A 25,340-nucleotide genomic window follows, 5' to 3' on the forward strand; every position below is an offset into this window, starting at 1 on the left:
TCCAAAGGCAGATCGACATATCCTTGACCGGCGGCGCCCAATTGAAAATTACGTACAACTACTTATGCCTCGGGGAGCGGCGGCCCCATGGCTAGAGCCCGGCAGCGATCGCGATCCGCATCAACTCCGACATGCTGCGCACATTGGTCTTGGCCATCAGGTTCGCTCGGTAGACCTCGACCGTGCGCGGGCTGATGCCAAGGTCGTGGGCGATCACCTTGTTGATCTTGCCCGCCACGAGCCCTCGCAAGACGTCACGTTCGCGCGGCGAGAGGTCCACCAAACGAGCTTCGGCTTCGCGCTTGACCGTACCATCGGCCGGTCCCGCCTGCTGTGTTTGCAAGGCTTCGCCGATTGCTCGCAGCAGCGCCTCGTCCTCGAACGGCTTTTCGATGAAGTCAACCGCTCCGGCCTTCATCGCCTCGACCGCGAGTGCGACGTCTCCATGGCCAGTCATCAGAATGACGGGACATGCTACCGCGTCGGCCTTGAGTTTGCGGACCAGTTCGAGGCCGCTCATGCCGGGCATGCGGATATCAGATACAATGCAGTCGACCTTGCTGCTGGCAAGATGATCGAGAAAGTCGGTTGCCGTCTCATAGGTCGTTACGGCAAAGCCGTTCACGTCGAGAAGAAAGGCCAATGAGTCCCGCATTGCGGGATCATCGTCGATCACGAGAATTGTGCTCCGCGTCGTCATGCTGCTTCTCCGTCCTCCGCGAACGGGAGGATGAACTGAAAAACCGTGCCGCCTCCGGCGTTTGGCATCACATCGATGCGTCCACCATGGGATTCGATGATGGTCCGGCAGATCGAGAGTCCGACGCCCATGCCATGCTCCTTTGTCGTGATAAAGGGCTGAAACAGGCGGTCGGCGATGTCTGGGCTGATGCCCGGACCGGTATCGGCAATGGTGAACGTCGCCACACCGTTAGTCTTGGTGACGCCGACGGTCAATTCGCGGCGCGGGCTGGAGGCCATCGCCTCGATCGCATTGCGAACCAGGTTGAGCACGACCTGCTGAATCTGGATCTTGTCGACGATGATCGAGGGCATGTCCCGGTCGCTGCGGATCGCGAACCTTACTCCCTGCTCCTTGGCGCCGAGCAGCGCTAGTGCGACAGCCTCTTCGAGCAGGGTGGCGGGGCTCTCCAGGGAGTGTTGGGTCTCGCCCTTGGCAACAAATTCGCGCAGGCGCTTGATGATGTCGCCGGCTCGCAGCGCTTGCTGTGCGGTTCGCTCGAGCGCGTCACGAATTCGCGTCGCGTCCGGTGTCTCCGGTGTCAGCAGCCGCCTCGCGCCGCGCATGTAGTTGGTAATGGCGGATAGTGGCTGATTGATCTCATGGGCGATAGAGGACGCCATTTCGCCCATGGCGGTCAGCCGCGACACATGGACCAGCTCGGACTGCAGCTCCTGAAGCCGCCGTTCTTGCGCTCGACGCTCGGTGAGATCGCGGATAAAGCCGGTGAAAAAGCGTTCTCCACGTACCTTGGCCTCGCCGACGGCGAGTTCCATCGGAAAGGTCGAGCCGTCGCTCCGTTCTCCAACCACAATGCGGCCAATGCCGATGATGCGCCGTTCGCCAGTCGTAAGGTAGCGTTCGAGGTACCGGTCGTGCTCGCCGCGATATGGCTGGGGCATCAGGCTCGAGACGTTCTTGCCGACGACCTCGTCCGGTTTCCAGCCAAACAGCCGCTCGGCCGCAGCGCTGAAGGAACGAACAATACCGTGGTCGTCGATGACGATCATAGCGTCAGGGACCGTGTCGAGGATCGACTGTAGATGGGCCTGGCGATTTCGCGCTTGATCGCTTTCCCTCAATAACCGATCGCCCATGAAGCCAAGGATCGGGCCGAGAATGGCAAAACATGCGATATCGATCAGGTTCGCAGGTTCAGTGACCAGACTTTTGCCGAGGAATTTGGCGCTGATGGCGAGGCAGAGCAGGGTGGTGAGGATCGCCGGACCGCGGCCGCCGGCGAAAGCGGCAAACAGCACGGCGGGGACATAGATGATCGTGAAGGCCCGGTCGTCGAAATAATTATTAAGCCCCGCGCGCACCGCGAATACGAGCGCGGCCGCTGCCACGGCAGTGCCATAGCGGTACCAGATGCGATCGGACATATTTCCCCGGCGAAGCCCTCAGCTGGATCGATACTACAACGTTCGGACGGCCGAAGCCACCGGCCGCTCGGCACGAGCGGGCCACGGCGGCGGGGACAGGTCTATCTGATCCAGGCACGCCAATGCGTCGGCTGCACCATGATGCGTTCGGCGGTCTCCGCCTTTACCCAGCCGCCCGGGATGCGGCGGCATGGAAAGACGAGCTTGTGAATGGCGTTGCCCTCGATCACGGCGAGTTCAAGATCTCGACCGAAGGGGGCTATCGCGACCCCCTCCCATGTGGCGCTGACGCCTGCCTCAGGGCGTTCGGGAGCGTCGCGTGCTGGCACGTCAGGCAGCCTTCTGAGTTGCCTCGTCGACACTGCTGGCCTTCCGTGCAAGCAGGTTCAGCTCGATCGTGCCCAGCGAACGTGCGGTCTCGATCGCGTACGTCGCGTCGTTCGCCCCGCGCGCGGCGACGCCTTTGGCCCAGTCCTGCAGAGCAGTGATCTTCTCGGCCGCTGAGGCGGTAGAATTGAACCTGCGGAAAAGCTCCCAGGCTTCGTTCGATTCGATCTGGATCTGCTCGAACCAGTGCTGGTTTGCCTCGATCAGTTTCTCCGAGAATTCCGACTGGACCGCCATCGCCCGCTTCGCGTAGCTCTGGATGGCGTCGGAGACGGGACGGGCTTCGCTATGGTCTGTCATGTCCAACATCCTTCGTTGAGGAAAGTATTGTTTCTCATGCCGGCGGCGCCTGCGCGTTGACGTGGGTCAACTTGGTGGCTTCCGGCACGCGCTGTTCTCGCGACCAGGCTAGCTGCGCGTGGGACTGACGACGGCACCGGTTCGCAGATTGATGAAGTGGACGCCGTCGCAGGCAGCGCAGGAGATCGAGTGCAACTCGTCAGCCAGGGGCTCGGATGCGTCGGCGGGTAGCAAGCCTTGAACTCGATGGCCGGTATTTGGACACGAGAAGATGATGGGGCGCCAAGCCCTTATGTCTGCCATTTGCACGATCCTGACGGGTGAGCATCCTTAACGGTGGCGCGGCGCTCCGGTTTGATGCAGGTCAAAATTCCGGCCGGGTGGTCGAATCGGGGCAGGCGGCGGCCTAGAACGGTTGGCGCCGACCGAGCTGGCGGGGGCTTGACCTGACGGGCTGCCTTAGCGGCCGCCTTGGCGGCAAGCGCATCCAGGCGAACGTCGCGACGACAATCGCCAGCACTCCCATCAAGGCAAGCAGGTTCTGCAACATGAATTTGATCTCCTGACAGGGCGCCAGCATCGTCGATCATCGGTCCCGTCGCCTTGATTTCCGTCAAGCGCAGGCGTTGAGGGAGATCAAAGTGGATCAGCCGATTGCGTGTGATCTTGGCTGGCAGGCGATGGAAGGAGATCAGTAATGCGCGCACATCAGATCATGGCGAGACACGTCATCACTGTCGGAACTGAGACATCCATTCTCGACGCCGCGAAGCTGATGATGGATCACCATATCAGTGGCCTGCCGGTGGTCGATGCGGCTGGAAGACTGGTCGGCATCCTGTCGGAGAGCGACTTTTTGCGGCGAAGCGAGATCGGCACGCAACGCCGGCGCGGCCGCTGGTTTCAGTTCCTTCTCGGTTCCGGTTATGCCGCCGCGGACTTCGTCCACGAGCGCGGCCGGAAGGTTGGAGAGATCATGTCGTGCGATCCCGTCACCGTGACGGAAGAAACGCCGCTCCCTGATCTGGTCGATCTCATGGAGAAGAAGGGCGTCAAACGGTTGCCAGTGATGCGCGACGGACGGCTCGTTGGCCTCGTAACACGTGCGGATCTGTTGCGGGCAGTAGCGTCCATCGCGCACCAGATTCCGGATCTCACGGCGGATGACACGCACATCCACGATCGCATCGTACGGGCACTCGACGGTGCAAACTGGTGCCCGCTCGGGCTGCAAGTCTCGGTGCGCGACGGCGTGGTGCACCTCCGTGGAGTCATCATGGATGAGCGGGCGAGGCAGGCGGCGATTGTCGCCGCGGAGAATGCCACCGGCGTCAAGGAAGTGCACGATCATCTGTGCTACGTCGATACCTATTCCGGTTTCTATATCCAATCGGCGGAAGACGAACGAGCGGCTGCCGCCAAGGCCGCGAAGGAGATGGCAGGGTGATCGTTCGTCCCGCAACCCTGTTGTTCCCGTTGATCGCGACCGCAGTAGTCAGCGCAGATGTCGTGGGATTCGCCGCAACGCTAATTGCGATCTGCTTGATCGTCGGCTTCGCGATCGTTGCCTCCGGTTGGACCGTCAACGGCAAGACGACGTCATCCATACCAGCAGTCCGGCCGTCATCCACAGACTGGAAATCCCACCGCAAATAGCAGCTTCCGTCTGGTCTTGTTTGCGTATCGCGTGAGCTGCGCGTCACGATAAGTGCGACGCTCACGGACGTTGTGGTCGAGATCGCTCATGGCTCTGCTCCCATTCGCCATCCTCCACAATACGACATCTGCTCCCGCACGACATTCTTGCGAAAGATCAATACGGGCGTCTCGCACTCATGGCAGCGTAAACAATAACCAACCAGCCCATGCGAGGGTGCCATGCCATCATTTGACGTTCGTTTCATCAAGACCGTTTGCGACGACACCGGCCATGAACATCGCGCCTGTCAGGCAGCGTTCAAGGTCGACGCGGCCTCGCTTTCCACGGCTGCACAGTTGGCCGAGGCCGACTTCTGCAGACAGAAGGGTGTCCGAGACTGGACGATCTTTGCCGATTCCATGGAGCTTCGGACACCGCCGGCTTTACCATCAGCCTGGGGCGGCTAACGATTTCTGGGCGGCGATCGCGATCGACTGCCGCGGCATCGCGTTTGACCAAGATCAAATCGGAAATCAGGTTTTTTAGCTAAGGGTGGAGAGCCAAAAAGGGGGTATGAGAAATGACCGATCGATCAGCTGGCAATAACTCGCCGCAGTTCGAGAGTCTTATCGGTCGCTTGCGTGCGTTTCTGTCTCGATGCCGCGAATTCGATCTGATGACCGATCGGGAGGTCGACGAGATCGCGCACGAGCTCAATCTCTCGACGCCGGACCTTCGTGCGCTTGCCTGCGAGCGAGGCTCGCCGGAGTTGCTCAGCAAGCGTCTCGAGCATGCAGGTTTGTCCGAACAGATGCTCGCCTCTTCCCATTGCGATGTGTTGCGCGATCTACAGCGAGTGTGCGGTCTATGCCGTGACAAGGCACGTTGCGCCGCGGATCTCGCGCGGGAGCGGCGGGCCAGTCCGGCAAAATATTGTCCGAACGAATTGACCCTGACCGCGCTGAGCCGCGGCGGCAGTGGCACGCGGCATGGCGCAGGAATTGATGCCGATCAAACGGCTGGCAGCGAGACTGTGATTTTCATGACGTCATCGCACCCAAAGAAAGCCCCCACATGACAGGTCCATCTTCCGTTCCAAAGTCGATGACGATGGGAGAAGCCGGCTTGGCGTCGGTACTCGCAGTTTTTGCATTCGTTAGCCTTCTCGGCGCGGCGATGGGGCACGATGCGGCGTTCAGCTTTCACGCGGCGCTTGCTTGCGCCGCCAGCCTGATCTCCGTGATCATGATCGGCAATCGCTACCTCGACCGCCCGGCCGAATTGCCTCCGGCGGAGATCGGTGGGCGTCCCAATTACAATCTCGGCCCGATCAAGTTCGCCTCGGCCATGGCGATGTTCTGGGGCATCGCGGGCTTCACGGTGGGCTTGATCATCGCGATGCAACTGGCGTGGCCCGCGCTCAATCTGGACCTGCCCTGGACGACGTTCGGTCGCCTGCGGCCGCTGCATACGTCGGCCGTGATCTTCGCGTTCGGCGGCAACGTCCTGATCGCAACGTCGTTCTATGTCGTGCAAAAGACCTGCCGCGCGCGCCTTGCAGGCGACTTGTCGCCCTGGTTCGTCGTGGTCGGCTACAACTTCTTCATCCTGATCGCCGGCACGGGCTACCTGCTCGGCGTCACCCAGTCGAAGGAATACGCCGAGCCGGAATGGTACGCCGACCTCTGGCTGACGATCGTCTGGGTGACGTATCTGCTCGTGTTCCTGATGACGCTGGTGAAGCGCAAGGAGCCGCATATCTTCGTCGCCAACTGGTTCTACCTGGCGTTCATCATCACGATCGCGGTGCTCCATCTCGGCAACAACCCCGCGCTGCCGGTCTCCTTCCTCGGCTCGAAGTCCTACATCGCCTGGGGCGGTGTGCAGGATGCGATGTTCCAGTGGTGGTACGGGCATAACGCCGTCGGCTTCTTCCTGACCGCGGGCTTTCTCGCGATCATGTACTACTTCATCCCGAAGCGGGCGGAGCGTCCGATCTATTCCTACCGGCTTTCGATCATCCATTTCTGGGCGCTGATCTTCCTCTACATCTGGGCCGGCCCACATCACCTGCACTACACGGCACTGCCCGACTGGGCGCAGACGCTCGGCATGACGTTCTCGATCATGCTCTGGATGCCGTCCTGGGGCGGCATGATCAACGGCCTGATGACGCTGTCGGGAGCCTGGGACAAGCTGCGCACCGATCCCGTGCTGCGCATGATGGTGGTGTCGGTCGCCTTCTACGGCATGTCGACCTTCGAAGGCCCGATGATGTCGATCAAGGTGGTCAATTCGCTGAGCCACTATACCGACTGGACTATCGGCCATGTGCATTCCGGCGCATTGGGCTGGGTCGGCTTCGTCTCGTTCGGCGCGCTGTACTGTCTCGTCCCCTGGATCTGGAATCGCCAGCTCTACAGCCTGAAGCTCGTTAACTGGCACTTCTGGATCGCGACGATCGGCATCGTGCTCTACATTTCCGCGATGTGGGTGTCGGGGATCCTGCAGGGCCTGATGTGGCGTGCCTACACCTCGCTCGGCTTCCTCGAATACTCCTTCATCGAATCCGTCGAGGCCATGCATCCCTTCTACATCATCCGCGCGGCCGGCGGCGCGCTGTTCCTGGTCGGCGCCCTGATCATGGCCTTCAACCTCTGGATGACCGTCAATGCCGGCCAAGCCAGCGAAACCGAGGGCGCCGGCGCCCTCCAGCCTGCCGAATAGGTCGCGCAATGTCCCTCTGGAACCGACACAAGATCTTCGAGAAGAACTCGATCGTCCTGATCGTGGGCATCCTGCTCGTCATCGCCATCGGCGGGCTGGTCGAGATCACTCCGCTGTTCTATCTCAAGAGCACCATCGAGGCGGTCGACGGCGTGCGGCCCTATACGCCGCTCGAGCTCGCAGGCCGCAACATCTATGTTCGCGAGGGCTGCTACCTCTGCCACTCGCAGATGATCCGGCCGCTGCGCGACGAGGTCGAGCGCTATGGCCACTACTCGCTGGCCGCCGAGAGCATGTATGACCATCCGTTCCAGTGGGGCTCCAAGCGCACCGGACCAGACCTTGCGCGCGTCGGCGGCAAGTACTCCGACGACTGGCACGTCACGCACCTGATCAATCCACGCTCGATCGTCCCGCAATCGGTGATGCCCGGATACCCGGCGCTCGCCAGGACGGAACTCGACCCATCGGACGCCGCGGCCCATCTACGCACGAATCGCGCGGTCGGCGTGCCCTATACCGGCGAGCAGATCGCCAACGCGGCCGCGGATCTCAAGGCGCAGGTCGACCCCGACAGCCCCGGCTCCGACGCGTTCCAGAAGCGCTATCCGAAGGCGGTGGTCCGCAACTTCGACGGCAAGGCCGGCAATCCGACCGAGCTCGACGCACTGATCGCCTATTTGCAGATGCTCGGCACGCTCGTCGACTTCAAGCTCTACAACGAAAAAGCCAATCTGCGGTGAGGCCACGAGCATGAAAGCGATCATTCAAGTCGACAATCTTGCGTCGAGCCTGGTCGGTACACTTTGGACCCCCGTCTTTGTCGGGATCTTCATCGCCATCGTCGTCTACGCGCTTTGGCCCCGCAACAAATCTCTCTTCGATGCTGCAGCCCGGATGCCGCTGCGGGAGGACTGACCGATCATGAGCGAGCACAATGAGATCGACCGCGTTTCCGGCCGCAGCACGACCGGTCATGAGTGGGATGGCATCAAGGAACTGAATACGCCGCTGCCGCGGTGGTGGGTCCTGACATTCTATGCAACGATCATCTGGGCGATCGGTTACTGGGTCGTCTATCCGGCCTGGCCGCTGGTCTCGGGTTACACCACCGGTCTGTTCCAGTATTCCACCCGCGCCAGTGTCGCGACCGACCTTGCCGATCTCGAGAAGCTGCGCGGCGAGAAGATGGCGGTGCTCGGCAACGCGTCGCTGGCCGACATCGAGAAGGATCCGGCCCTGCTGGCGCTGGCTCGTGCCCGCGGCAAGACCGTGTTCGCCGACAATTGTGCGCCGTGCCACGGCAGCGGCGGCGCCGGCGCGAAGGGTTATCCGAATCTGAACGACGACGACTGGCTGTGGGGCGGCTCGCTTGACCAGATCATGCAGACTATCCAGTTCGGCGCACGTTCCGGACACGCAAAGACCCATGAAGGGCAGATGCTGGCGTTCGGCCGCGACGGTGTCCTCAAGAAGGACGAGATCGTGACCGTCGCCAACTATGTGCGCTCGCTTTCCGGTCTTTCCACCGCGCCGAAGTTCGACCCCGCTGCCGGAAAGAAGATATTCACCGAGAACTGCACCAGCTGCCACGGTGACAACGGCAAGGGCAACCCGGAGCTCGGTGCGCCGAACCTGACCGACCAGATCTGGCTCTACGGCTCCGACGAGGAGACGCTGGTCGAGACCATCACCAATGGCCGCGCCGGCGTCATGCCGGCCTGGGTCGGTCGGCTCGACCCGGTCACCATCAAGGCACTGACGGTCTTTGTGCACTCGTTGGGGGGCGGCAAGTAGGCGGCAAGTAGCCGCCACCGCGAGGGCATCCAGGTTCATTGACGAAGGTCAAACCCGGACCTGGTGCGGGGATGTAGGTTTCAACGAGAGCCTCATTCGAGCAATCCATGAACAAGCCCGTGCCCCCTGATGAACTCATAGACGACGAAAACGGGCCGCTTTATGCGCCTCGCAAGAAGGTTTTTCCCCAGAGCGTCTCCGGGCGATTCCGTTCAATCAAATGGCGGCTGATGGCCGTTTGCCTCGGCGTCTACTATCTGCTGCCCTTCGTGCGTTGGCATCGGGGCCTCGGCGCGCCCGATCAGGCGGTCCTGATCGATTTTCCCAACCGCCGCTTCTATTTCTTCTTCATCGAGCTGTGGCCGCAGGAGGTCTACTACTTCACGGGCCTTCTGGTGCTGGCGGCGTTCGCCTTGTTCCTGATGAACGCGCTGGGTGGCCGAATCTGGTGCGGTTATCTCTGCCCGCAGACGGTCTGGACCGATCTGTTCTATGCGGTCGAGCGCCTGGTCGAAGGCGACCGTCGCGCACAGATGAAGGCCGATGCCGGGCCAATGACCGTAAAGCGCGCCGGTCGCCGAGTGCTGAAGCATGCGATCTGGCTGATGATCGCGTGGTGGACCGGTGGCGCATGGGTGCTGTACTTCGCCGATGCGCCGACCCTGGTGCGCGATCTGGCGACCTTTCAGGCACCGGCGATCGCCTATGTCTGGATCGCGATCCTGACCGCGTCGACCTATCTGCTGGCCGGTTATATGCGCGAGCAGGTCTGCGTCTATATGTGCCCGTGGCCGCGGATCCAGGCCGCACTGACCGACGAATGGGCGCTTAACGTCACCTATAAATACGATCGCGGCGAGCCGCGTTGCTCGGTGAAGAAGGCGTTCGACATCAGAGCGCTCGGCGAGAAGGCCGGCGATTGCATCGATTGCAACCAGTGCGTTGCCGTGTGCCCGACCGGGATCGACATCCGCGATGGCGCGCAACTCGGCTGCATTCAGTGCGGCCTGTGCATCGATGCCTGTGACGCCGTCATGACCAAGGTCAGCCGCAAGACTGGTCTGATCGGTTACGACAACGATATCAACGTTCAGCGACGCATTGCCGGCAAGGAAGAAATCTTCAAGCCCGTTCGCGCTCGCACGGTCCTCTACGCCAGCCTGATCACCGTGGTCTGCGCGGTGATGCTTTACGCGCTGATGTCGCGAACCCTGCTCGACGTCAACGTGCTGCACGACCGCAACCCGATCGCGGTGCGTCTCAGCGACGGCGCGATCCGCAATGGATACACGCTGCGCTTCCTCAACAAGCGCGGCTTTGATCGTGTGATCGCGATCGACGTCGATGGACCGGCCAATGCGAAGCTGCACGTCATCGGTGCGGACTCGGTGACACCAGACCGTCCGATGATCGTCCTTGGTCGCGACACCACCACCGAGCTTCGCGTGCTGGTGACGGCACCGCTAGATGAAAAGGCGGAAAAGTCGGTGCCGGTCACGTTTCGCGTCACCGACATCGGTCTCGGAGAGGTCGCCTCCGCGACCGACCACTTCGTCCTTCCATAACGATGGGATCTCACCATGGCAGCCTCAAGTTCAGTCGCGCGACCCATCACCGGACGTTTCGTCCTGATCACGACCATCGCGTTCTTTGCCGTCGTCATCAGCGTGAACATAGTCATGATGCGTCTTGCCATCACGACGCTTCCGGGCACCGAGGTTGACAGCGCCTACAGCGCCGGCCTCGCCTATCAGCGCGAGATCGACGCGGCAAGACAGCAGAACGAGCGCAACTGGCAGGTCCAGGCGCATATCGATCGGCGGTCTGATGGCCGCGCCGCAATTGCACTCGAGGCGCGCGATCACGCTGGCGCGCCTCTGACGGCATTGAATTTCCTCGCTCGGCTCGAACGACCGATCGATCGTCGCGCCGATCGGGCGATCGAGATCAGTGAGACCGGCCCCGGCAGCTATCGCGGCCGCGCCGAGGGCGTCGCCGCGGGGCAGTGGGACCTCGTGATCGAGGGCGACGCGGATGGCCGCCGCATGTTCCTGTCGAAGAACCGAATCCTCCTGAACTGAGGGTGCATCTCATGCAGGCGGATATCGATTTCTCTCATTATCTGAAGAACGCGGGCACCGGGCTTATCCATCTCGATCTTGCAGTCGAAGGCATCAATTGCGCGGGCTGCATGGCCAAGATCGAGCGCAATTTGTCGGCCATACCGGACGTCACCTCGGCCCGCGTGAACCTGACCGACAGCCGGCTGGCGCTGGAGTGGAAGGCGGGTGCCCTTGATCCGGCGCTGTTCGTAAGCCGGCTCGCGGAGCTCGGCTACAAGGCCTATCCGTTCGAACGCGACGATGCCGAAACGCTGGAAGCGCAGCGGGCGCAAGGCCTGTTGCGCCGGCTTGGCGTCGCCGCCTTTGCGGCGATGAATGTCATGATGCTGTCGATCCCCGTATGGTCCGGCAACGTCTCCGATATGCTGCCCGAGCAACGCGACTTCTTCCACTGGCTGTCGGCATTGATCGTGCTGCCGGCTGCAGCCTATTCGGCGCAGCCTTTCTTTTCGTCGGCGCTGTCAGCCCTGCGAGCGCGCGGCGCCAACATGGACGTTCCGATCAGTATCGGTATCGTGCTCGCGCTGGCAACCTCGGTGATCGAGACGATAAATCACGCCGAACATGCCTATTTCGATGCCGCGATCATGCTGATCGCTTTCCTGCTCGCCGGTCGCTACCTCGATCAGAACTTGCGACGGCGTACTCGAGCCTTTGCCGGTAACCTCGCGGCGCTGAAGGCGGAGACCGCGACGAAGTTCATTAGCCCAACCGAGATCAGAACGGTCCCGGCAGCTGCGATCCGCCCCGGTGACATCGTGCTGCTGCGGCCCGGCGAGCGCTGCGCGGTCGACGGCAATGTGATCGAGGGCCGCTCGGAGGTCGATCAGAGCCTGATTACGGGCGAAACCTTGCCGGCGATGGCGGCGCCTGGCAGCGCCGTGTTCGCGGGCACGCTGATCCGTTCCGGCACATTGCGCGTCCGTGCATCTGCCGCCTCGGGGAGCACTTTGCTTGACGAGATATCCCGGCTGCTCGATCACGCGCTGCAGGCGCGCTCGCGCTATCTGCGTCTAGCCGAGCGTGCATCGAGGCTTTACGCCCCGGTCGTGCACGCGACCGCACTCCTGACGATGCTGGGCTGGCTGGCCTATGGCGCGAGTTTTCATGATTCGATCGTGACGGCGATTGCGGTCCTGATCATCACCTGTCCCTGCGCGCTGGGGCTCGCCATTCCGGCCGTGCAGACCGTTGCATCCGGTACGCTGTTTGGATCGGGCGTGCTGCTCAACGCCGGCGATGCGATCGAGCGCCTTGCCGAAGTCGACCGGGTGATCTTTGACAAGACCGGCACGCTGACGCTGCCTGAACTCGATGTCACCAATTTCGCAAGCGTTCCCGACGACGTCATCGAGCTTGCCGGCCGGCTGGCCCTGTCGAGCCGTCACCCGGTCGCGGCCGCCGTGGCGCGCGCGGCCGGCGCCGCCGCGCCGCTGCCGGGTATCGAGGAAGATCCGGGGCAGGGCGTCCACGGCTACCATCAGGGTCAGCCAATCCGGCTTGGCCGGCCGTCGTTCTGCGGTGCCGACAGCCTCGCCAACGAGCTTCTGCATCGCGACCCTGAGGCCTCCGTCGTCGCATTCAGCCATGGCGACACCAGGTACGTCTTCGCCGTTCGCCAGAAGCTGCGGGCCGACGCGGCTGACGTTGTCTCGGGTCTGGAACGGCTCGGCCTGGCGGTCGAGATCGTTTCCGGGGACCGCGAACCCGCCGTTCGACTCGCGGCCGAGACGCTCGGCATCCATGAATGGCGCGCCGGGGTTTCTCCGGTCGACAAGATCGCCCGGATCGAGGAACTGGCGCGTCAGGGCTGCAAGGTGCTGATGGTCGGTGACGGCCTCAACGATGCCCCGGCGCTAGCCGCGGCGCATGCCTCGATGTCGCCGGTTAGTGCGACCCATGTGAGCCAGGCGGTCGCGGACGCGGTCTTTCTCGGCGAGCACCTCGCGCCGGTGCGGACAGCGATCGTGGTCTCGCGCAAGGCGCTGCGCTTGATGCGGCAAAATCTCTGGCTCGCCGTGGTCTACAACGTCCTTGCGGTTCCGATCGCGATCGCAGGCTTGGTGACGCCGCTCATCGCAGCGGCGGCGATGTCCGGCTCGTCGGTGCTGGTCATGCTCAACGCGATGAGGGCGCGGGGGCGGGGGACGGTCTGATGGAAGTCCTGGTCTATCTGGTTCCGCTCGCCCTTGCGCTCGGCTTCGTCGGCCTGCTGGGCTTTTTATGGTCGTTGAAGAGCGGCCAGTATGACGATCTCGATGGCGCGGCGTGGCGGGCCATTGCCGACGACGAGCCCGCGAACGATCAGGGTCCGCCCAAATAGTGAAAATAGACCAGCGAGACTGCCGAGGCGACAGTCAGCGCCGTGCTGGCGAGCGCCAGGATCAGCGTCCAGTCGGGACGCCGCTGCGACGGAGAAGCACGTGACCGCAGCAGCAGCACCGCGACCAGCCGATTGATGGCGGCAAGGCGTGGCATGGTCAGCAACAACTCATCGGCGGGACGTCGGGCCGCCAGTAGCGCCAGTGGGTCGGCGCCATCGCAATGGGCTGCAGGGTCGCGGCATCGAACCATCCGCCGCCATGCTTGAGACAGGGGAAGCCTAGCCTGTGCTGTTCGACGTCGATCACGGCAATCTCGACCGCGCAGTCGACCGGGGCGGTCGCGATATCCCGCCACCCGAAAAGGGTGAGCCAGCGGAACAGGGAGGGGAATGTTCGACGCATGCCGCGAAGCCTCTGACTAGAACGACCAATCGTCGCACGCTCGATCGCCGATGCGATTGATGTGGCTCAACCGAGAGCAGGCTGGCAGCAAGGAGCGGATTCTACGGCGTGATCGCGGTCAGCGTCATCGCCGGGTTGCTCATCCAATATTCTCCGATCAGTCCGATGAAGGCGCTGTTCTGGAGCGCCGTCATCAACGGGGTCGTCGCCGTGCCCCTGATGGTCGTGATCATCCTGCTCGCCTCGAAACCTTCGGTCATGGGTCCGCACACCTCGGGCCGGTCGATCATCGTCCTCGGCTGGATCGCGACATTCGTGATGGGGCTGGCAGCCATTTTGATGTTCTTGCCAGGGTAGCCAGCGAGGCGCGCGAGCTAGTCAGCTTCTTTGGAGCGTCGAGTAGAAGTGCAAGCGAAAACCTCGACGCTCGACGCACTCGAACAATGCGTAAGCGACGCAGCGTGCATCGCAGCCCGGCAGGATGTATCCTGCCAGGCTGCGTCATCGGCGTTCCCGAGGGCAGGTCGGGCCGCTCAATGATCGGTGATCGCAGTCGCCCTCGACGCTCATCGGAATGTCGAGTTTTCTCTTTGGATGTCCAATGATCGTCAGCATCGCGGTAGGAATCGGATGAGCAGCGGGAGCGCGACGCCCGCCGAGCCGAACCGGGCGGCCAGCGTTCAGATATCGCCGAGTCTGCACCAGGCGAGGTCGATCAGCGTACCGATCCGCGTGGATTGGGCCTGCAATTGTTTACGGTTCTCCGGATTTTCGATCTTTTCGATCACGATGGATGTTCGCGCATGAGTGATCTGAAGAGCGAAAACCGCCTCTTGTAGCGCCTCGCGCGCTTTCTGCCGGTGAACACTCCAAGGCTCAAACGGATTGATCGGCGCTGCTCGGCATGCCAGCGACGGCGCGGGGCGGTGACGCTTACGTCGATCGAGGTTCGCGATGTCCGGCATCGTGGTTCTCCCTTGGCGTGTGCTCGGTGTTGATGTCCTTTCGGGGGATATTGAGGGCACCGTCTTAATTGCTTGATCAATACGATTATCGGAATCCGGCAAATTGCGGGAATTTGGTGATTAACCTTTTGAAAACGGCATATGCCGATAAATTACCAGTATATGCATATAACGTAGGTGCGCGATGAAGCAGGTTGTGTCGCCAATGCCCGAGGAACTAGCCGTGGTGGGTAGTTGCTGCGCCGCATTCAATGTTCGGAAGGCAAGCCGCGTGATCACCCGGCTTTATGCCGAGGCCTTCGCGCCGGTCGGGGTGGAGCCAACGCAATTTATGCTGCTCGTTTCCTGTGCGCGGCAAGAGACTGTGACCATGGGAGCACTTGCGGGGAGGATGTCGATGGACCCAAGCGCGCTCGCACGCAACATCACGATTCTTGAACGTCGCGGTCTGGTGAGGATCGCGCCCGGAGCGGACCGTCGCGTGCGCGACATCTCAATCTCCGCCAAAGGCAGGAAAACCTTGTCGCGTGCACTGCCGCGCTGGCGAGAAGTACAGGCGAATCTGGCCAAACGGTTCGGCGATGATAGCTTCCGGTCGGCAGTCGAACTGATGAAGGGAATTGCGCGCGCGGGCGAGGCCCTGCTGGATCATCCGCGTTCGTAGGAGGTCACGATGCCCGTCCGCTGGCTCGATCCGTCGCCGGTACTACGTATCGAGCGCTTCAGCAGCTTCGACGAATTCCGTCCCAACGATGTTATTGGCGGAATGAGAAGTACGCCGACGGATTCGTGGCCCATCTCGGTTTCGCGGAGCATCCTGGCGCTTCCCGACTGCCTTCTCGTGCTGCAGCGATCATTCGCCCGGCGAATGGAGGGAGATCTCGGAGCGAATCGCGGGGTTGGGGTCGTCATTCCTCTGGCCTTCCACGCAACGATGAACGGGACCGAGGTCGGCGATTCCACGATCGGCGTCATTCGCGGCCGGGCGCCTGTCGATGTCGTCGAACGGCATGCAAACACCTATCTCATGCTGCGCTTCGGCTCCGACATGAGCAATCGCGGGTGGGTCGACTTCGACAAGGGAATCGAGCTGTTCCGGCTGGCGCCGGTGAAGATGCTAACGATACGGTCGGCAATTCTGGACATGTTTTGCCTCGCTTCCAATTGCACGGATCTCAGGGAATTCGAGCTGTTGAGCGGAAGGCTGCAGGAAACGCTTGTCGCCGGGCTCGACAGCGCCCTCGTCGAGGACAGTGTCAAGCGGGCGCCTCCGGGCTCGTTCGACCGGCATCGGAAGCTGGTTGAACGCCTGGATGAACTGGTGGCCACTCTCGGAGAGGCCGATCTCTACAGCGCTAGTCTCGCGCAGACGCTCGGCGTTTCCATTCGTACGCTCCAGACCGCCGTGCAGCACGTCTGTGGCGTTAGCCTGCATCAACATTTGCGGTCGAAACGCATGTGGTTGGTCCGCAAGCTCCTCGTCAAAGGAGGCCCGCTCCTTACCGTGACCGCGGCGGCGCGGGCCAACGGCTTCTGGCACATGAGCGACTTCGCGAGATGCTATGACCGAGCATATGGCGAGATGCCGTCGGAAACCCTCTCACGGGTACGAGGGTTCTAGGTCGGCGAAGCCGCCGTCTGGCTGGCGCCGTCAGCCGGTCGGGGCAAGTTCGCTGCAGCGTCAGTCCTTGAGCAACCGCCGCAACAGCTTGCCGGCCGGTGAGCGCGGCAACCCGCAACGAAGCTGACGTTGCGCGGTACTTTGTAAGGCGCCATGTTCCGGCGCGCCCACGTCACGCTACCTGAACTCCGATTAACGCTTGCTTAGGCGCGCCTAATCTACCTTGCAAGCAGGGATTGCAGGGATCAACCAATGTCACTTTTCGAGAACGCGCCGGAGCGCACGCTCCCTGAGGTATCGCGCTCTGCCGATGAAACGCGTCTGCTGCCGGTCCTCAGCGTGGCGACGTTGTTCGTATCCGCGCTGCTGCTGTTCCTGATTCAGCCGATGTTCGCGAAAATGGTGCTGCCGAAGCTCGGTGGCGCGCCCTCGGTCTGGTCGGTGGCGATGGTATTCTTCCAGGCCGTCCTGCTCGCCGGCTATGCCTATGCACATCTGCTCGGCCGGTGGTTCGGGCCGCAGCGTGCGGCGCTCGTCCATCTGCTGCTGCTCGTGGTCACGGCCATGACCTTGCCGATCGCGATCGCGCCCAATTGGGGGGCGCCACCCGCTGATGGAACTGCGCTCTGGCTGTTCGGGCTGTTCGCCGCGTCAATCGGCCTGCCGTTCTTCGCGTTGTCCGCGAGCGCCCCCTTGCTGCAGAGCTGGTTCGCCGGAAGCGGCCATCGCGATGCAAGCAATCCGTATGTGCTCTATGCCGCGTCGAACCTTGGCTCGTTCGCGGCCCTGTTTGCCTATCCTGTCGTTGTCGAGCCACTGCTGGCGCTGAATATGCAGGCGAGCATCTGGTCGGTCGGCTTCGCGGTCCTCGCGCTGCTCGTCACGGCGGTTGCGCTCGTGCTCGGACGAGGCGATGGCGCTATGAAGGCGACGCCGTCGCCAGAGACATCGGTCATCAGCGCGGCCGACAGGCTGCAATGGATCGCGCTTGCGGCCATTCCGTCCGGACTGGTCATAGCGGTGACCGCGTATCTGACGACCGACGTCGCGGCCGCGCCCTTTCTATGGGTCATTCCGCTGGCGCTCTATCTGTTCACTTTCGTTGTCGTGTTCCGCGATCGGCCGTGGATCAGCCACGCGACCGTGGTGCGTCTCGTTCCGTTCGCCGTGGCCCCGCTTGCGATCAGTCTGGTCGGCGCCAAGGTGTTCTGGTTCACGACGATCATGCTCCATCTCGTCGTGTTCACGCTGTTGGCGCTGCTCTGCCATGGCGAGCTCTATGCCCGGCGCCCGCACCCGCAGCGGCTGACGGAGTTCTTCCTCTGCACCTCGTTCGGCGGTGTGCTGGGCGGCGCCTTCGCGGGGCTGCTGGCGCCGCAGATATTTTCCGGCAATTACGAATATCCGATCCTGATCGCACTCGCATTGCTGGCAATGCCCGGCATGTTCGCAGGCGGTGCGCGCCGGGGGCTGATCAAGGCATCGCCATGGCTGGCGGTGGCGATCGCGCTTGCCATGGTCTGGTACGTGACCCAACTGCAGCTTCCGGCCTCCTTCGAGCTGCCGTTCCGGGCCTTGCTGGTCTTGCTGGCGGCCTGCATGATATTTTTGCGCCAGCGGCCGGTGTCATTCGCCGGATTGGCGATCACCGGCCTGATGCTGACGACGTTCTGGCGTCCCGGCATGGCCCCGATCGAGACCGCGCGCAGCTTCTTCGGCGTCCACACCGTGGTCGACCTCGCGGACGGCCGTGCGCGGCTGCTGTTCCACGGCAACACGATGCATGGCGCAGAGCGGTTGCGGAACGACGACGGCACGCCAGTCTCCGGAGCGCCTGAGCCTCAGAGCTACTACTACCCGGGCAGCCCGCTTGCCGAAGGGATCGCGGCGGCACGCAGCCTCAAGGGAAGCCTCGAGCGGGTTGCGGTGGTCGGTCTCGGTACTGGTTCGCTCGCCTGCTACCGTGGCGGCGAAGAGAACTGGACTTTCTTCGAGATCGATCCCGAGGTGATCCGGATCGCGAGCAATCCTGCCTTCTTCACGTTCCTGTCGCGCTGCGCGCCGAAGGCCAGACTCGTGCTCGGCGATGCGCGTCTTACACTGCAGGCCTCACTCGATCGCTACGACCTGATCGTGCTGGACGCCTTCTCGTCCGATAGCATTCCTGTCCACCTGCTGACGCGGGAAGCGATGGCCGGCTATGTGTCGAAGCTGGCGCCGCACGGGGGCATTCTCGTTCATATCTCCAACCGCCATCTCGATCTGGCGCCGATCCTGGCAAATATCGCTCGCTCCGAGGGGCTCATCGCGCTCTTCAAGGACGGGCATCCCGTCGGCGACGTCATGACCACGCTGAGGACGGCGTCCCGGGTGGTGATGCTTGCGCGCACGCCTGACGATGTCGGCGAGGCGGCCCGGCATTGGGCCGCCATGTCGCCGGATCCGGCCAGCGCCCTCTGGACAGACGATTACTCGAATCTCCTTGGCCCCATGCTGCGGGCGAAGTTCGGCTCCTGACGCTCTCATGGCAAACAGCATCGGCGCCCCGGGATAGGGGCGCCGATATGGAGGCCAGGCCGCTCGGCTTGCCCGGTCACGGTGTGCCGATGCAAGCCCTCTGGTGCGTTGTGCCGCTGGAGGGAATGCCCCTTTGCGGCTCTATTTTATCTTCAAGGCCTCGACACCTTCGTCACGAACCGCCTGGAGGCTGCGCGGATTGAGGTCCAGCGCATGGAGGATCGTCGGCGCGATCTGGGTTGTGAAGGTCGTCTCCTCGACGACCCTCGCATGCTTGATGCGCGGCGAAGAGACCAGCAGCAGCACGTTGCGATCGTCGTTGGAGAAGCCGCCGTGCTCGGCGAGCTTGCTGCCGCCGGTGCAGATGACGCCATGATCGGTGATGGCGATGAAGTCCGGCACCCGGCTGTTGTGGAACGGATCCTCGTAGAGCTTGGTCAGTTCGTCGCGGTCGAGCAGCTTCTGGATATGCAGATCGGCGGCGTGGGCCAGGATGTAAGCCTTGGCATCTGCGTAGTAGGGATGGCCGGTCGCCGGATTGGTCGCCTGCTGCAGCTCCGGCGACAACCAGACCAGCGCCTCGTCATCGCAAATCTCGAAGCCGTTGGTGCCGAAACCGGGCGCCTTGCTGTACAAGGCGTCGGAGATCGCCACGCGGTCCTTGACGTCGATCGGGGACTGGCCGTGCTTGGCGCTGACGATGATCAGCGTCGAATCGTAGAGGTTCTGCGCCTTGAGTTCGTTGACGAACTTGCCGAGCGCGTCGTCCACGAACTGGAATTGCAGCGTGAGCGCATTGCCGGGCGTTGCCTTGCCGTCGGCATAGCCGCCGACAAGCGACTTGTCGGCATCCGCGTGGCCGGCCTTGGCGAGCTTCTGGCCGACGCTGACCGCTTGGAAGTTCGTGCCGAAGATCGCGGGCACCGGCTGACGCTGGCTGCGCGTGCCGTCATAGCCGTCGATCCAGTTCAACACCGCCTTCACTTTCAGCGAGTCGTAGGAGCGGACGCCGGTGTAGCTCGTGGTGTAGTCGTCGCCGGGCTGGGCGCCAGCGTCGATGGTGTCCTGCGAATTGATCTCCGGCGTGAAGAGCTCGTCGAGGCCCTTGCCCGACGGGCCCGCAAGGTCCTCATAGGCTGGATGCTTGTCGGACCAGGCCGTGCGCATTCCGGCCTCCTTGATGACTTCGAAGATCGTGTTGGTGCGCACGTAATCATGCGGATAGACCGGCACGCACTGGCCGTTCACGAGCTTGCGCTGCATGTGATCCGGATCGAGCTGGGTGTAGACCTGACCCAGCGTGCCGCCGGCGGTGTAATCGGCGACCAGCCCGCTGGAGTAATTGTAGGTCTTGTCGAGCGCTTCGAAGTTGGTGAGTTCGGTTCCCGCCGGGCCCACGCAACCGGGGTCGCTAAGACCCTGGCTGGTGTAGAAGGCCTTGGCCGGATATTCGGTGCGATCATAGCTGTCGTCATAGAACAGGCCGCCGCCCTTCGGCGTGGCGCCCGTGACCTGCGCGAGCATGCCGGGAAAGCTGTCGGATGGCGCGGTGGTATAGGCGTTCGGATAGACGACGCCCTTTCCGGTGAGCTGGGCGAAGTTGCCGCCGGGGCGGCTTTCGACCCAACGCTTCAAATCGACGGCGTGCATGCCGTCGACGCTGATCAGCAGGACGTGCTTGTAGCCATGTCGCTGCGAATGGTCATTGTCGTCATCCGCTTGCGCGACGGCGACGCCGCAAGCCAGCATGGCCACCGCGATCGCGGCGGTTGACAGGAAATAGTCACGAAAGCCATTCATGAGTTCGCCCCTTCATTTTTCGGTGAATTTGAAACCGCCTGCGTTGGCAGCGACAACTTGTCGCGGTCAATTGACGGCGGGATGACGCTTTCTTGCGAGTTCGATGACCGCGGTGACCGGCATCCAATGATCGCCGGATTTGCCCAATTTGGGCTACGCGCCGGTCGGACGACGCCGCGCAACGGCAAGTTTTGCCGTTCAAACACGGACATCGCATCTCTGACGTCTTACGCTGGACCGCGCGACACTGCCGGCTCTATGAGAGCATGAGGAGAACGCGCATGCCCAACATGTCTCGCCGGCCATTCCTGCAACTCGCGCTCGGCGCGGCGACGCTGCCGCTTGCTTCCCGCGGCATGCGTGCGGAGACGCTTGCGCGCCCGATCACGATGATCGTGCCGTTCGCCGCTGGCGGGCCGACCGACGTGCTGGCGCGGATCCTCGCCGAATATATGCGCAATACGCTCGGCCATCCTGTCATCATCGAGAATGTCACGGGCGCCTCCGGCACTGTCGCGGGCCTGCGCGCCTCGCGCGCGGTGCCGGACGGCACCACGCTCACGATCGGGCATTGGGGCACGCATTGCCTGAATGGCGCGATCTATCAGCTGCAATATGACGTGCGCGAATTCGCGCCGATCGCGCTGATCGCGAGTGGACCGCAGCTCATCATCGGGCGCCCCGATCTGCCGGCGACAAATCTGAAGGAGCTGATCGCCTGGCTCAAGACCAATGGCGACAAGGCGACCGCCGGCACCGCGGGCCCGGGTTCGGGCGCGCATGTCGCGGGCGTGTTCTTCCAGCAGCTGACGGGCACCCACTTCTCGTTCGTGCCGTATCGCGGCGCCGGTCCCGCGCTGAACGATCTGATGGCCGGGCATATCGACATCATGTTCGATCAGGCCTCCAACTCGCTGCCGCAGGTAAAGAGCGGGACCGTGAGGGCCTTTGCGGTGACCGCGTCGTCGCGGCTCGCATCGGCGTCGGATATTCCGACTGTCGACGAGGCTGGATTGCCGGGACTCTATATCGCCTATTGGCACGGCATCTGGGCGCCGAAGGGCACGCCGCCCGATATCGTTTCGACGCTGTCGAAGGCGGTGATGTCGGCGCTCGCCGAGCCCGTCGTTCGGCAGCGCTTCGCCGAGCTCGGGCAGGAGATCCCGTCACCGGACAGACAAGGCCCTGTCGCGCTGCGCGACCATCAAGCCGCCGAGGTCGAGAAATGGTGGCCGATCGTCAAGTCGGCCAACATCAAGGCGGAATAACTTCCAGCACGACGCTCCGTCAAACTCAGGGGAACCGCGGCAGGCGGTATCCCGCGCGGTTCCGAACTTTTGACGTAGGCCGAAGGTTACGGACCACTGTCATCCCATCGTCATGGACCTCCGAAAAAACGTTGCGGCTGCTTACGAGAGCATCGAGCGCGCGAGACCTCTCGCGTTTCCACGGAGATCAATATGAAATTCGTCAAGACAATCGTGGCCGCCACTGTGGTGGTCATGGCGACGCCGAGCTTCGCAGCCGACATCACCGGTGCCGGTTCGACATTTATCTTCCCTGTGCTCTCCAAATGGGCCGACGCCTACAAGAAGGATTCAGGCAGTGGCGTGAACTACCAGTCGATCGGTTCGGGTGCCGGCATCAAGCAGATCGAAGCCAACACCGTGACCTTCGGTGCCACCGACGCGCCGCTGAAGTCCGACCAGCTGCAGAAGGACGGTCTTGCGCAGTGGCCGATGATCATGGGTGCGATCGTTCCGGTGGTGAACCTCGAGGGCGTAAAGGCCGGCGATCTGGTTCTCGACGGTCCGACGCTTGCCAACATCTTCCTCGGCAAGATCACGAAGTGGGATGACGCCGCGATCAAGAAGCTCAATCCGAAGGCCAAGCTGCCGTCCGAGGCGATCTCGGTGGTTCATCGCGCCGACGGCTCGGGAACGACCTTCAACTTCACCGACTATCTGAGCAAGGTCAGCCCGGACTGGAAGAGCAAGATCGGTTCCGGCACCGCGGTCGAATGGCCGGTCGGCGTCGGCGCCAAGGGCAATGAAGGCGTCGCGGGCAACATCGCGCAGGCCAAGAACTCGATCGGCTACGTCGAGTATGCCTATGCCAAGCAGAACAAGCTGACCTACACCGCGTTGATCAACAAGGCGGGCAAGACCATTCAGCCGACCAACGAAGCGTTCCAGGCTGCGGCGTCGAACGCCGACTGGACCAGTGCGCCCGGCTACTACCTGATCCTGACCGACCAGCCGGGCGACAAGTCCTGGCCGATCGTCGCTTCAACGTTCATCCTGTTGCACAAGGATGCGACCGACAAGGCAGCCTCGAAGGAAGCGCTCAAGTTCTTCAAGTTCGCCTTCGAGAAGGGCGCCAAGAGCGCGGAAGAGCTCGACTACATTCCGATGCCCGACAGCGTCGTGAAGCAGATCGAGAAGACCTGGGCTGCTGACGTCAAGAGCTGAGCTGCTCCTTTCGGATCCGCTCAATGACATGAAGCCGGCGTCGATTGACGCCGGGTTTTTGTTTGCCGGTTGGCCGCCACGCTCACATTCGCGGCATTTCCGCTATCTATCTGAATATTAAGTATTTTTAGATTGCGCCCTGAGATTTAAACGTGAATTCGCCAAATTATATGTTCGTCCGAACATATTTGGTGTCCGATGATTGGAACGACGACTGCCGCCGCGCCGCCGGCCTCGCGGCCCAAGGGACGCCGCAGCAAGGACATGCCAGACGGCCGCCAGGCGCTGCTGACCGCGGCGACCGAGGCCTTTGCGAGTCTCGGTTTCGACGGCGCCGACCTGCGCAGCGTGGCCGCGGCGGCGGGCGTCGCGCCGAATCTCGTGCGCGTCCACTTCGGCAACAAGGCCGCGCTGTGGGAGGCCTGCCTCGACCGCATCGTGGTGCTTGCGATGCCCGTGATGGCCGAGGTGCATGCGATCGCGACCGACACGAACCGCTCGCTGGGCGACCGGCTGCGCGATCTCATTATCCGCGTCGCCACGTTCTACGTCGCGCATCCGCAGGTGCGGAATTTCGTGGTTCGCCACGGCGCGGAGGCGCCCGAGCGCTCCACGCTGGTGACGAAAAAGCTGCTGCGCCCGGCCTATGAGAGCGCGCGCGAACTGTTTCAGGCCGGCATCGCGGCGGGCATCATCCGCAGCAGCCATCCGGCGCTGTTCTTTGCGTTGCTCAATGCGGCGCTCAACCAGCCGCCGGCGTTTGCGATGCTGCTCGGCCGGTTCGCGCCCGAAATCGATCCCGCGACGGCGTGGACCGAATTGCTCGACACGACGGTCGCAACGCTTCTGCATCTTCCGCCGTCGCAAGCCGACGCAGAACCCGCAGCCGGCAACGGCCGCAAGCCGCTGTCGTGACATCCAGCCTCGACCAACAATTCAACCTACCAGTGAGAGAGTGATCCGTGAAACTTCGTCTTGCCCTCATTCTTCTCGGTGCAACCATCGCGCCCGCCATGGCCCAGTCCGGACTGAGCGAATCGATGCAGCGTCAAGCCTGCATGGGTGACGCGGTCCGCCTGTGCGGCGCCTACATTCCGGACCGTGGCCGGATCAGGGACTGCATGGCGGCGCAGGTCGAGCAGCTCAGCCCGTCATGCCGCGCGGTGTTCGATGCATCCGTGCAGGCCGAACGGTCGCCGTCGCCGCGGCGTTGACCGGCATCGTCTGTCTTAAAAAAGTGCCTGCATCCGAACAGCTGCGGGCTCTGCTCAGCGACGCCGCGCAGCTGTTTCGGCCGCCGCCCCGAGGACGCCCTCGCAAATCCGTGAAAACAGCTGCCTCCGTTAACCTTTGGTTAACCATGCGGGCCGATTGTTAACCATTCGAAAATACAGCCGAGTCAGGGGCGATGGACGCAACTCAACAGGTGGCACGTCAGCAGGTCCGCATGCGCGGCCGTTCCTATGTTGCGTTCGTTTTCTCGCCCGTCGTGCCTGTCGTGTCGTGGCTGGCCGAGATCGACGCGACGCTGGGGAAGTCGCCGGGCTTCTTTACCGGCAAGCCCGTGGTGCTCGACCTCTCGGCGGTCGACCTCAGCCAGGCCGCGATCGCGCATCTGGTCGGCAGCCTCGCTGAACGCAACATCCGCATCCTCGGCATCGAGGGCGTCGACGAATCCAAGCTCGGCGCCAACCTGCCGCCGCTTCTGACCGGCGGCCGCGCCTGCGCGATCACTCATGTCGAGCCGAAGACGCCGCCGGCGCAGGAAAAGAACAAAGACAAGGACAAGACCAAGCTGCCGTCGCTGCTGCTGGAGAGCCCGGTGCGTTCCGGCCAGTCGATCGTGTTTGCCGAAGGCGATGTCACCGTGCTCGGTTCGGTCGGCTCCGGCGCCGAGATCGTCGCCGGCGGCTCGATCCATGTCTACGGCACGCTGCGCGGCCGCGCGATGGCCGGCATCAACGGCAACTCGGCGGCCCGGATCTTCTGTCAGAGGATCGAGGCCGAACTGCTCGCCATCGACGGCTACTACCAGACCGCAGATGAAATCGCCGACAGCTTGCGCAACCGGCCCGCCCAGGCGTGGCTCGAGGGCGAAACGCTGCGCATCACAGCTTTGAACTGATCGACCACAAGGAGA

Annotated in this window: 30 protein-coding genes; 21 read left to right on the top strand and 9 right to left on the bottom strand. The window is 62.8% G+C overall.

From position 1 onward, the window contains the following. Window positions 1–91 precede the first annotated feature (91 nt). The 5 genes from fixJ to HAP47_RS03295 form a co-directional block, all read right to left on the bottom strand. Entirely contained in the window at window positions 92–700 is a 609-nt protein-coding gene (gene fixJ / locus HAP47_RS03280) for a response regulator FixJ (protein WP_173639459.1), read from the bottom strand. Further along, window positions 697–2,127 (bottom strand): PAS domain S-box protein, encoded by a 1,431-nt coding sequence (locus HAP47_RS03285; RefSeq protein ID WP_173639458.1) that lies wholly within the window; start codon window positions 2,125–2,127, stop codon window positions 697–699. The genes fixJ and HAP47_RS03285 overlap by 4 nt, the downstream gene beginning before the upstream one ends. 101 nt (window positions 2,128–2,228) lie before the next feature. Next, window positions 2,229–2,357: a hypothetical protein gene (locus tag HAP47_RS41280; RefSeq protein WP_256460477.1), complete on the bottom strand. Its 129-nt coding sequence runs from the start codon at window positions 2,355–2,357 to the stop codon at window positions 2,229–2,231. Window positions 2,358–2,457: 100 nt separating this feature from the next. Next, on the bottom strand, window positions 2,458–2,814 hold the full coding sequence (locus HAP47_RS03290; RefSeq protein ID WP_173640683.1) for a hypothetical protein: 357 nt from the start codon (window positions 2,812–2,814) through the stop codon (window positions 2,458–2,460). 290 nt (window positions 2,815–3,104) lie between these two features. Continuing rightward, complete coding sequence (locus tag HAP47_RS03295) at window positions 3,105–3,521, bottom strand: hypothetical protein (protein WP_173639457.1); 417 nt, start codon at window positions 3,519–3,521, stop codon at window positions 3,105–3,107. On the opposite strand from HAP47_RS03295, the gene HAP47_RS03300 reads away from it, so the two are divergent. The 12 genes from HAP47_RS03300 (at window position 3,512) to ccoS (ending at window position 13,423) form a co-directional block, all read left to right on the top strand. Continuing rightward, window positions 3,512–4,261, top strand: a complete 750-nt coding sequence (locus HAP47_RS03300; protein WP_173639456.1) for a CBS domain-containing protein — start codon at window positions 3,512–3,514, stop codon at window positions 4,259–4,261. The genes HAP47_RS03295 and HAP47_RS03300 overlap by 10 nt on opposite strands. After that, a complete protein-coding gene (locus tag HAP47_RS03305; protein ID WP_173637095.1) occupies window positions 4,258–4,470 on the top strand; it encodes a hypothetical protein in 213 nt (70 codons plus the stop codon). Before HAP47_RS03300 ends, HAP47_RS03305 begins: the two co-directional genes overlap by 4 nt. A 222-nt stretch (window positions 4,471–4,692) precedes the next feature. Continuing rightward, entirely contained in the window at window positions 4,693–4,920 is a 228-nt protein-coding gene (locus HAP47_RS03310) for a hypothetical protein (RefSeq protein ID WP_106320070.1), read from the top strand. A gap of 113 nt (window positions 4,921–5,033) precedes the next feature. Then, window positions 5,034–5,531 (top strand): hypothetical protein, encoded by a 498-nt coding sequence (locus HAP47_RS03315; protein WP_173639455.1) that lies wholly within the window; start codon window positions 5,034–5,036, stop codon window positions 5,529–5,531. Between the two features lie 26 nt (window positions 5,532–5,557). After that, window positions 5,558–7,180, top strand: coding sequence for a cytochrome-c oxidase, cbb3-type subunit I (ccoN, locus tag HAP47_RS03320; protein ID WP_371821850.1), 1,623 nt, complete (start codon window positions 5,558–5,560; stop codon window positions 7,178–7,180). 8 nt (window positions 7,181–7,188) lie between these two features. Further along, complete coding sequence (gene ccoO, locus HAP47_RS03325) at window positions 7,189–7,923, top strand: cytochrome-c oxidase, cbb3-type subunit II (protein ID WP_173639453.1); 735 nt, start codon at window positions 7,189–7,191, stop codon at window positions 7,921–7,923. Between the two features lie 10 nt (window positions 7,924–7,933). Then, window positions 7,934–8,098 carry a cbb3-type cytochrome c oxidase subunit 3 gene (locus tag HAP47_RS03330; RefSeq protein ID WP_173639452.1) on the top strand — a complete coding sequence of 55 codons (165 nt, stop codon included), beginning with the start codon at window positions 7,934–7,936 and terminating at the stop codon, window positions 8,096–8,098. Between the two features lie 6 nt (window positions 8,099–8,104). Continuing rightward, window positions 8,105–8,977 (top strand): cytochrome-c oxidase, cbb3-type subunit III, encoded by an 873-nt coding sequence (ccoP, locus tag HAP47_RS03335; RefSeq protein ID WP_173639451.1) that lies wholly within the window; start codon window positions 8,105–8,107, stop codon window positions 8,975–8,977. Between the two features lie 107 nt (window positions 8,978–9,084). Continuing rightward, window positions 9,085–10,542, top strand: coding sequence for a cytochrome c oxidase accessory protein CcoG (gene ccoG, locus HAP47_RS03340; RefSeq protein ID WP_173639450.1), 1,458 nt, complete (start codon window positions 9,085–9,087; stop codon window positions 10,540–10,542). Window positions 10,543–10,557: 15 nt separating this feature from the next. Beyond that, window positions 10,558–11,058 (top strand): FixH family protein, encoded by a 501-nt coding sequence (locus HAP47_RS03345; protein WP_173639449.1) that lies wholly within the window; start codon window positions 10,558–10,560, stop codon window positions 11,056–11,058. A gap of 11 nt (window positions 11,059–11,069) precedes the next feature. Beyond that, on the top strand, window positions 11,070–13,256 hold the full coding sequence (locus HAP47_RS03350) for a heavy metal translocating P-type ATPase (RefSeq protein ID WP_173639448.1): 2,187 nt from the start codon (window positions 11,070–11,072) through the stop codon (window positions 13,254–13,256). After that, on the top strand, window positions 13,256–13,423 hold the full coding sequence (gene ccoS / locus HAP47_RS03355; protein ID WP_173639447.1) for a cbb3-type cytochrome oxidase assembly protein CcoS: 168 nt from the start codon (window positions 13,256–13,258) through the stop codon (window positions 13,421–13,423). Before HAP47_RS03350 ends, ccoS begins: the two co-directional genes overlap by 1 nt. Here the strand turns inward: ccoS and HAP47_RS03360 are convergent. Then, window positions 13,405–13,587, bottom strand: a complete 183-nt coding sequence (locus HAP47_RS03360) for a hypothetical protein (protein ID WP_173637094.1) — start codon at window positions 13,585–13,587, stop codon at window positions 13,405–13,407. The two genes, ccoS and HAP47_RS03360, sit on opposite strands and share 19 nt — an antisense overlap. Continuing rightward, window positions 13,581–13,826 (bottom strand): hypothetical protein, encoded by a 246-nt coding sequence (locus HAP47_RS03365; RefSeq protein WP_173639446.1) that lies wholly within the window; start codon window positions 13,824–13,826, stop codon window positions 13,581–13,583. Before HAP47_RS03365 ends, HAP47_RS03360 begins: the two co-directional genes overlap by 7 nt. Window positions 13,827–13,934: 108 nt before the next feature. Here HAP47_RS03365 and HAP47_RS03370 point away from each other — a divergent pair, with 108 nt between their 5' ends. Further along, window positions 13,935–14,183 (top strand): divalent metal cation transporter, encoded by a 249-nt coding sequence (locus HAP47_RS03370; protein WP_231168733.1) that lies wholly within the window; start codon window positions 13,935–13,937, stop codon window positions 14,181–14,183. Between the two features lie 323 nt (window positions 14,184–14,506). Here HAP47_RS03370 and HAP47_RS03375 read toward each other — a convergent pair whose 3' ends face one another. Next, complete coding sequence (locus HAP47_RS03375) at window positions 14,507–14,791, bottom strand: hypothetical protein (protein WP_173639445.1); 285 nt, start codon at window positions 14,789–14,791, stop codon at window positions 14,507–14,509. Between the two features lie 184 nt (window positions 14,792–14,975). Here HAP47_RS03375 and HAP47_RS03380 point away from each other — a divergent pair, with 184 nt between their 5' ends. The 3 genes from HAP47_RS03380 (at window position 14,976) to HAP47_RS03390 (ending at window position 18,929) form a co-directional block, all read left to right on the top strand. Beyond that, complete coding sequence (locus HAP47_RS03380; protein WP_173639444.1) at window positions 14,976–15,455, top strand: MarR family winged helix-turn-helix transcriptional regulator; 480 nt, start codon at window positions 14,976–14,978, stop codon at window positions 15,453–15,455. 9 nt (window positions 15,456–15,464) lie between these two features. Continuing rightward, on the top strand, window positions 15,465–16,412 hold the full coding sequence (locus HAP47_RS03385; RefSeq protein ID WP_173639443.1) for an AraC family transcriptional regulator: 948 nt from the start codon (window positions 15,465–15,467) through the stop codon (window positions 16,410–16,412). A gap of 252 nt (window positions 16,413–16,664) precedes the next feature. Next, window positions 16,665–18,929, top strand: coding sequence for a spermidine synthase (locus HAP47_RS03390; RefSeq protein ID WP_173639442.1), 2,265 nt, complete (start codon window positions 16,665–16,667; stop codon window positions 18,927–18,929). 141 nt (window positions 18,930–19,070) lie between these two features. Here HAP47_RS03390 and HAP47_RS03395 read toward each other — a convergent pair whose 3' ends face one another. Further along, window positions 19,071–20,729 carry an alkaline phosphatase family protein gene (locus tag HAP47_RS03395; RefSeq protein ID WP_173639441.1) on the bottom strand — a complete coding sequence of 553 codons (1,659 nt, stop codon included), beginning with the start codon at window positions 20,727–20,729 and terminating at the stop codon, window positions 19,071–19,073. Between the two features lie 356 nt (window positions 20,730–21,085). On the opposite strand from HAP47_RS03395, the gene HAP47_RS03400 reads away from it, so the two are divergent. From HAP47_RS03400 to minC, 5 genes are all read left to right on the top strand, one after another. Next, complete coding sequence (locus HAP47_RS03400) at window positions 21,086–21,997, top strand: tripartite tricarboxylate transporter substrate-binding protein (protein WP_231169056.1); 912 nt, start codon at window positions 21,086–21,088, stop codon at window positions 21,995–21,997. 192 nt (window positions 21,998–22,189) lie between these two features. Next, window positions 22,190–23,200, top strand: a complete 1,011-nt coding sequence (pstS, locus tag HAP47_RS03405; protein WP_173639439.1) for a phosphate ABC transporter substrate-binding protein PstS — start codon at window positions 22,190–22,192, stop codon at window positions 23,198–23,200. Window positions 23,201–23,398: 198 nt separating this feature from the next. After that, window positions 23,399–24,115, top strand: coding sequence for a TetR/AcrR family transcriptional regulator (locus HAP47_RS03410; protein WP_231168734.1), 717 nt, complete (start codon window positions 23,399–23,401; stop codon window positions 24,113–24,115). Between the two features lie 47 nt (window positions 24,116–24,162). Continuing rightward, window positions 24,163–24,414: a hypothetical protein gene (locus tag HAP47_RS03415; RefSeq protein ID WP_173639438.1), complete on the top strand. Its 252-nt coding sequence runs from the start codon at window positions 24,163–24,165 to the stop codon at window positions 24,412–24,414. A 194-nt stretch (window positions 24,415–24,608) separates the two neighbouring features. After that, window positions 24,609–25,325 (top strand): septum site-determining protein MinC, encoded by a 717-nt coding sequence (gene minC, locus HAP47_RS03420; RefSeq protein ID WP_173639437.1) that lies wholly within the window; start codon window positions 24,609–24,611, stop codon window positions 25,323–25,325. Window positions 25,326–25,340 lie beyond the last annotated feature (15 nt).

Source organism: Bradyrhizobium sp. 41S5, assembly GCF_011516665.3.
Lineage (GTDB): Bacteria > Pseudomonadota > Alphaproteobacteria > Rhizobiales > Xanthobacteraceae > Bradyrhizobium > Bradyrhizobium quebecense.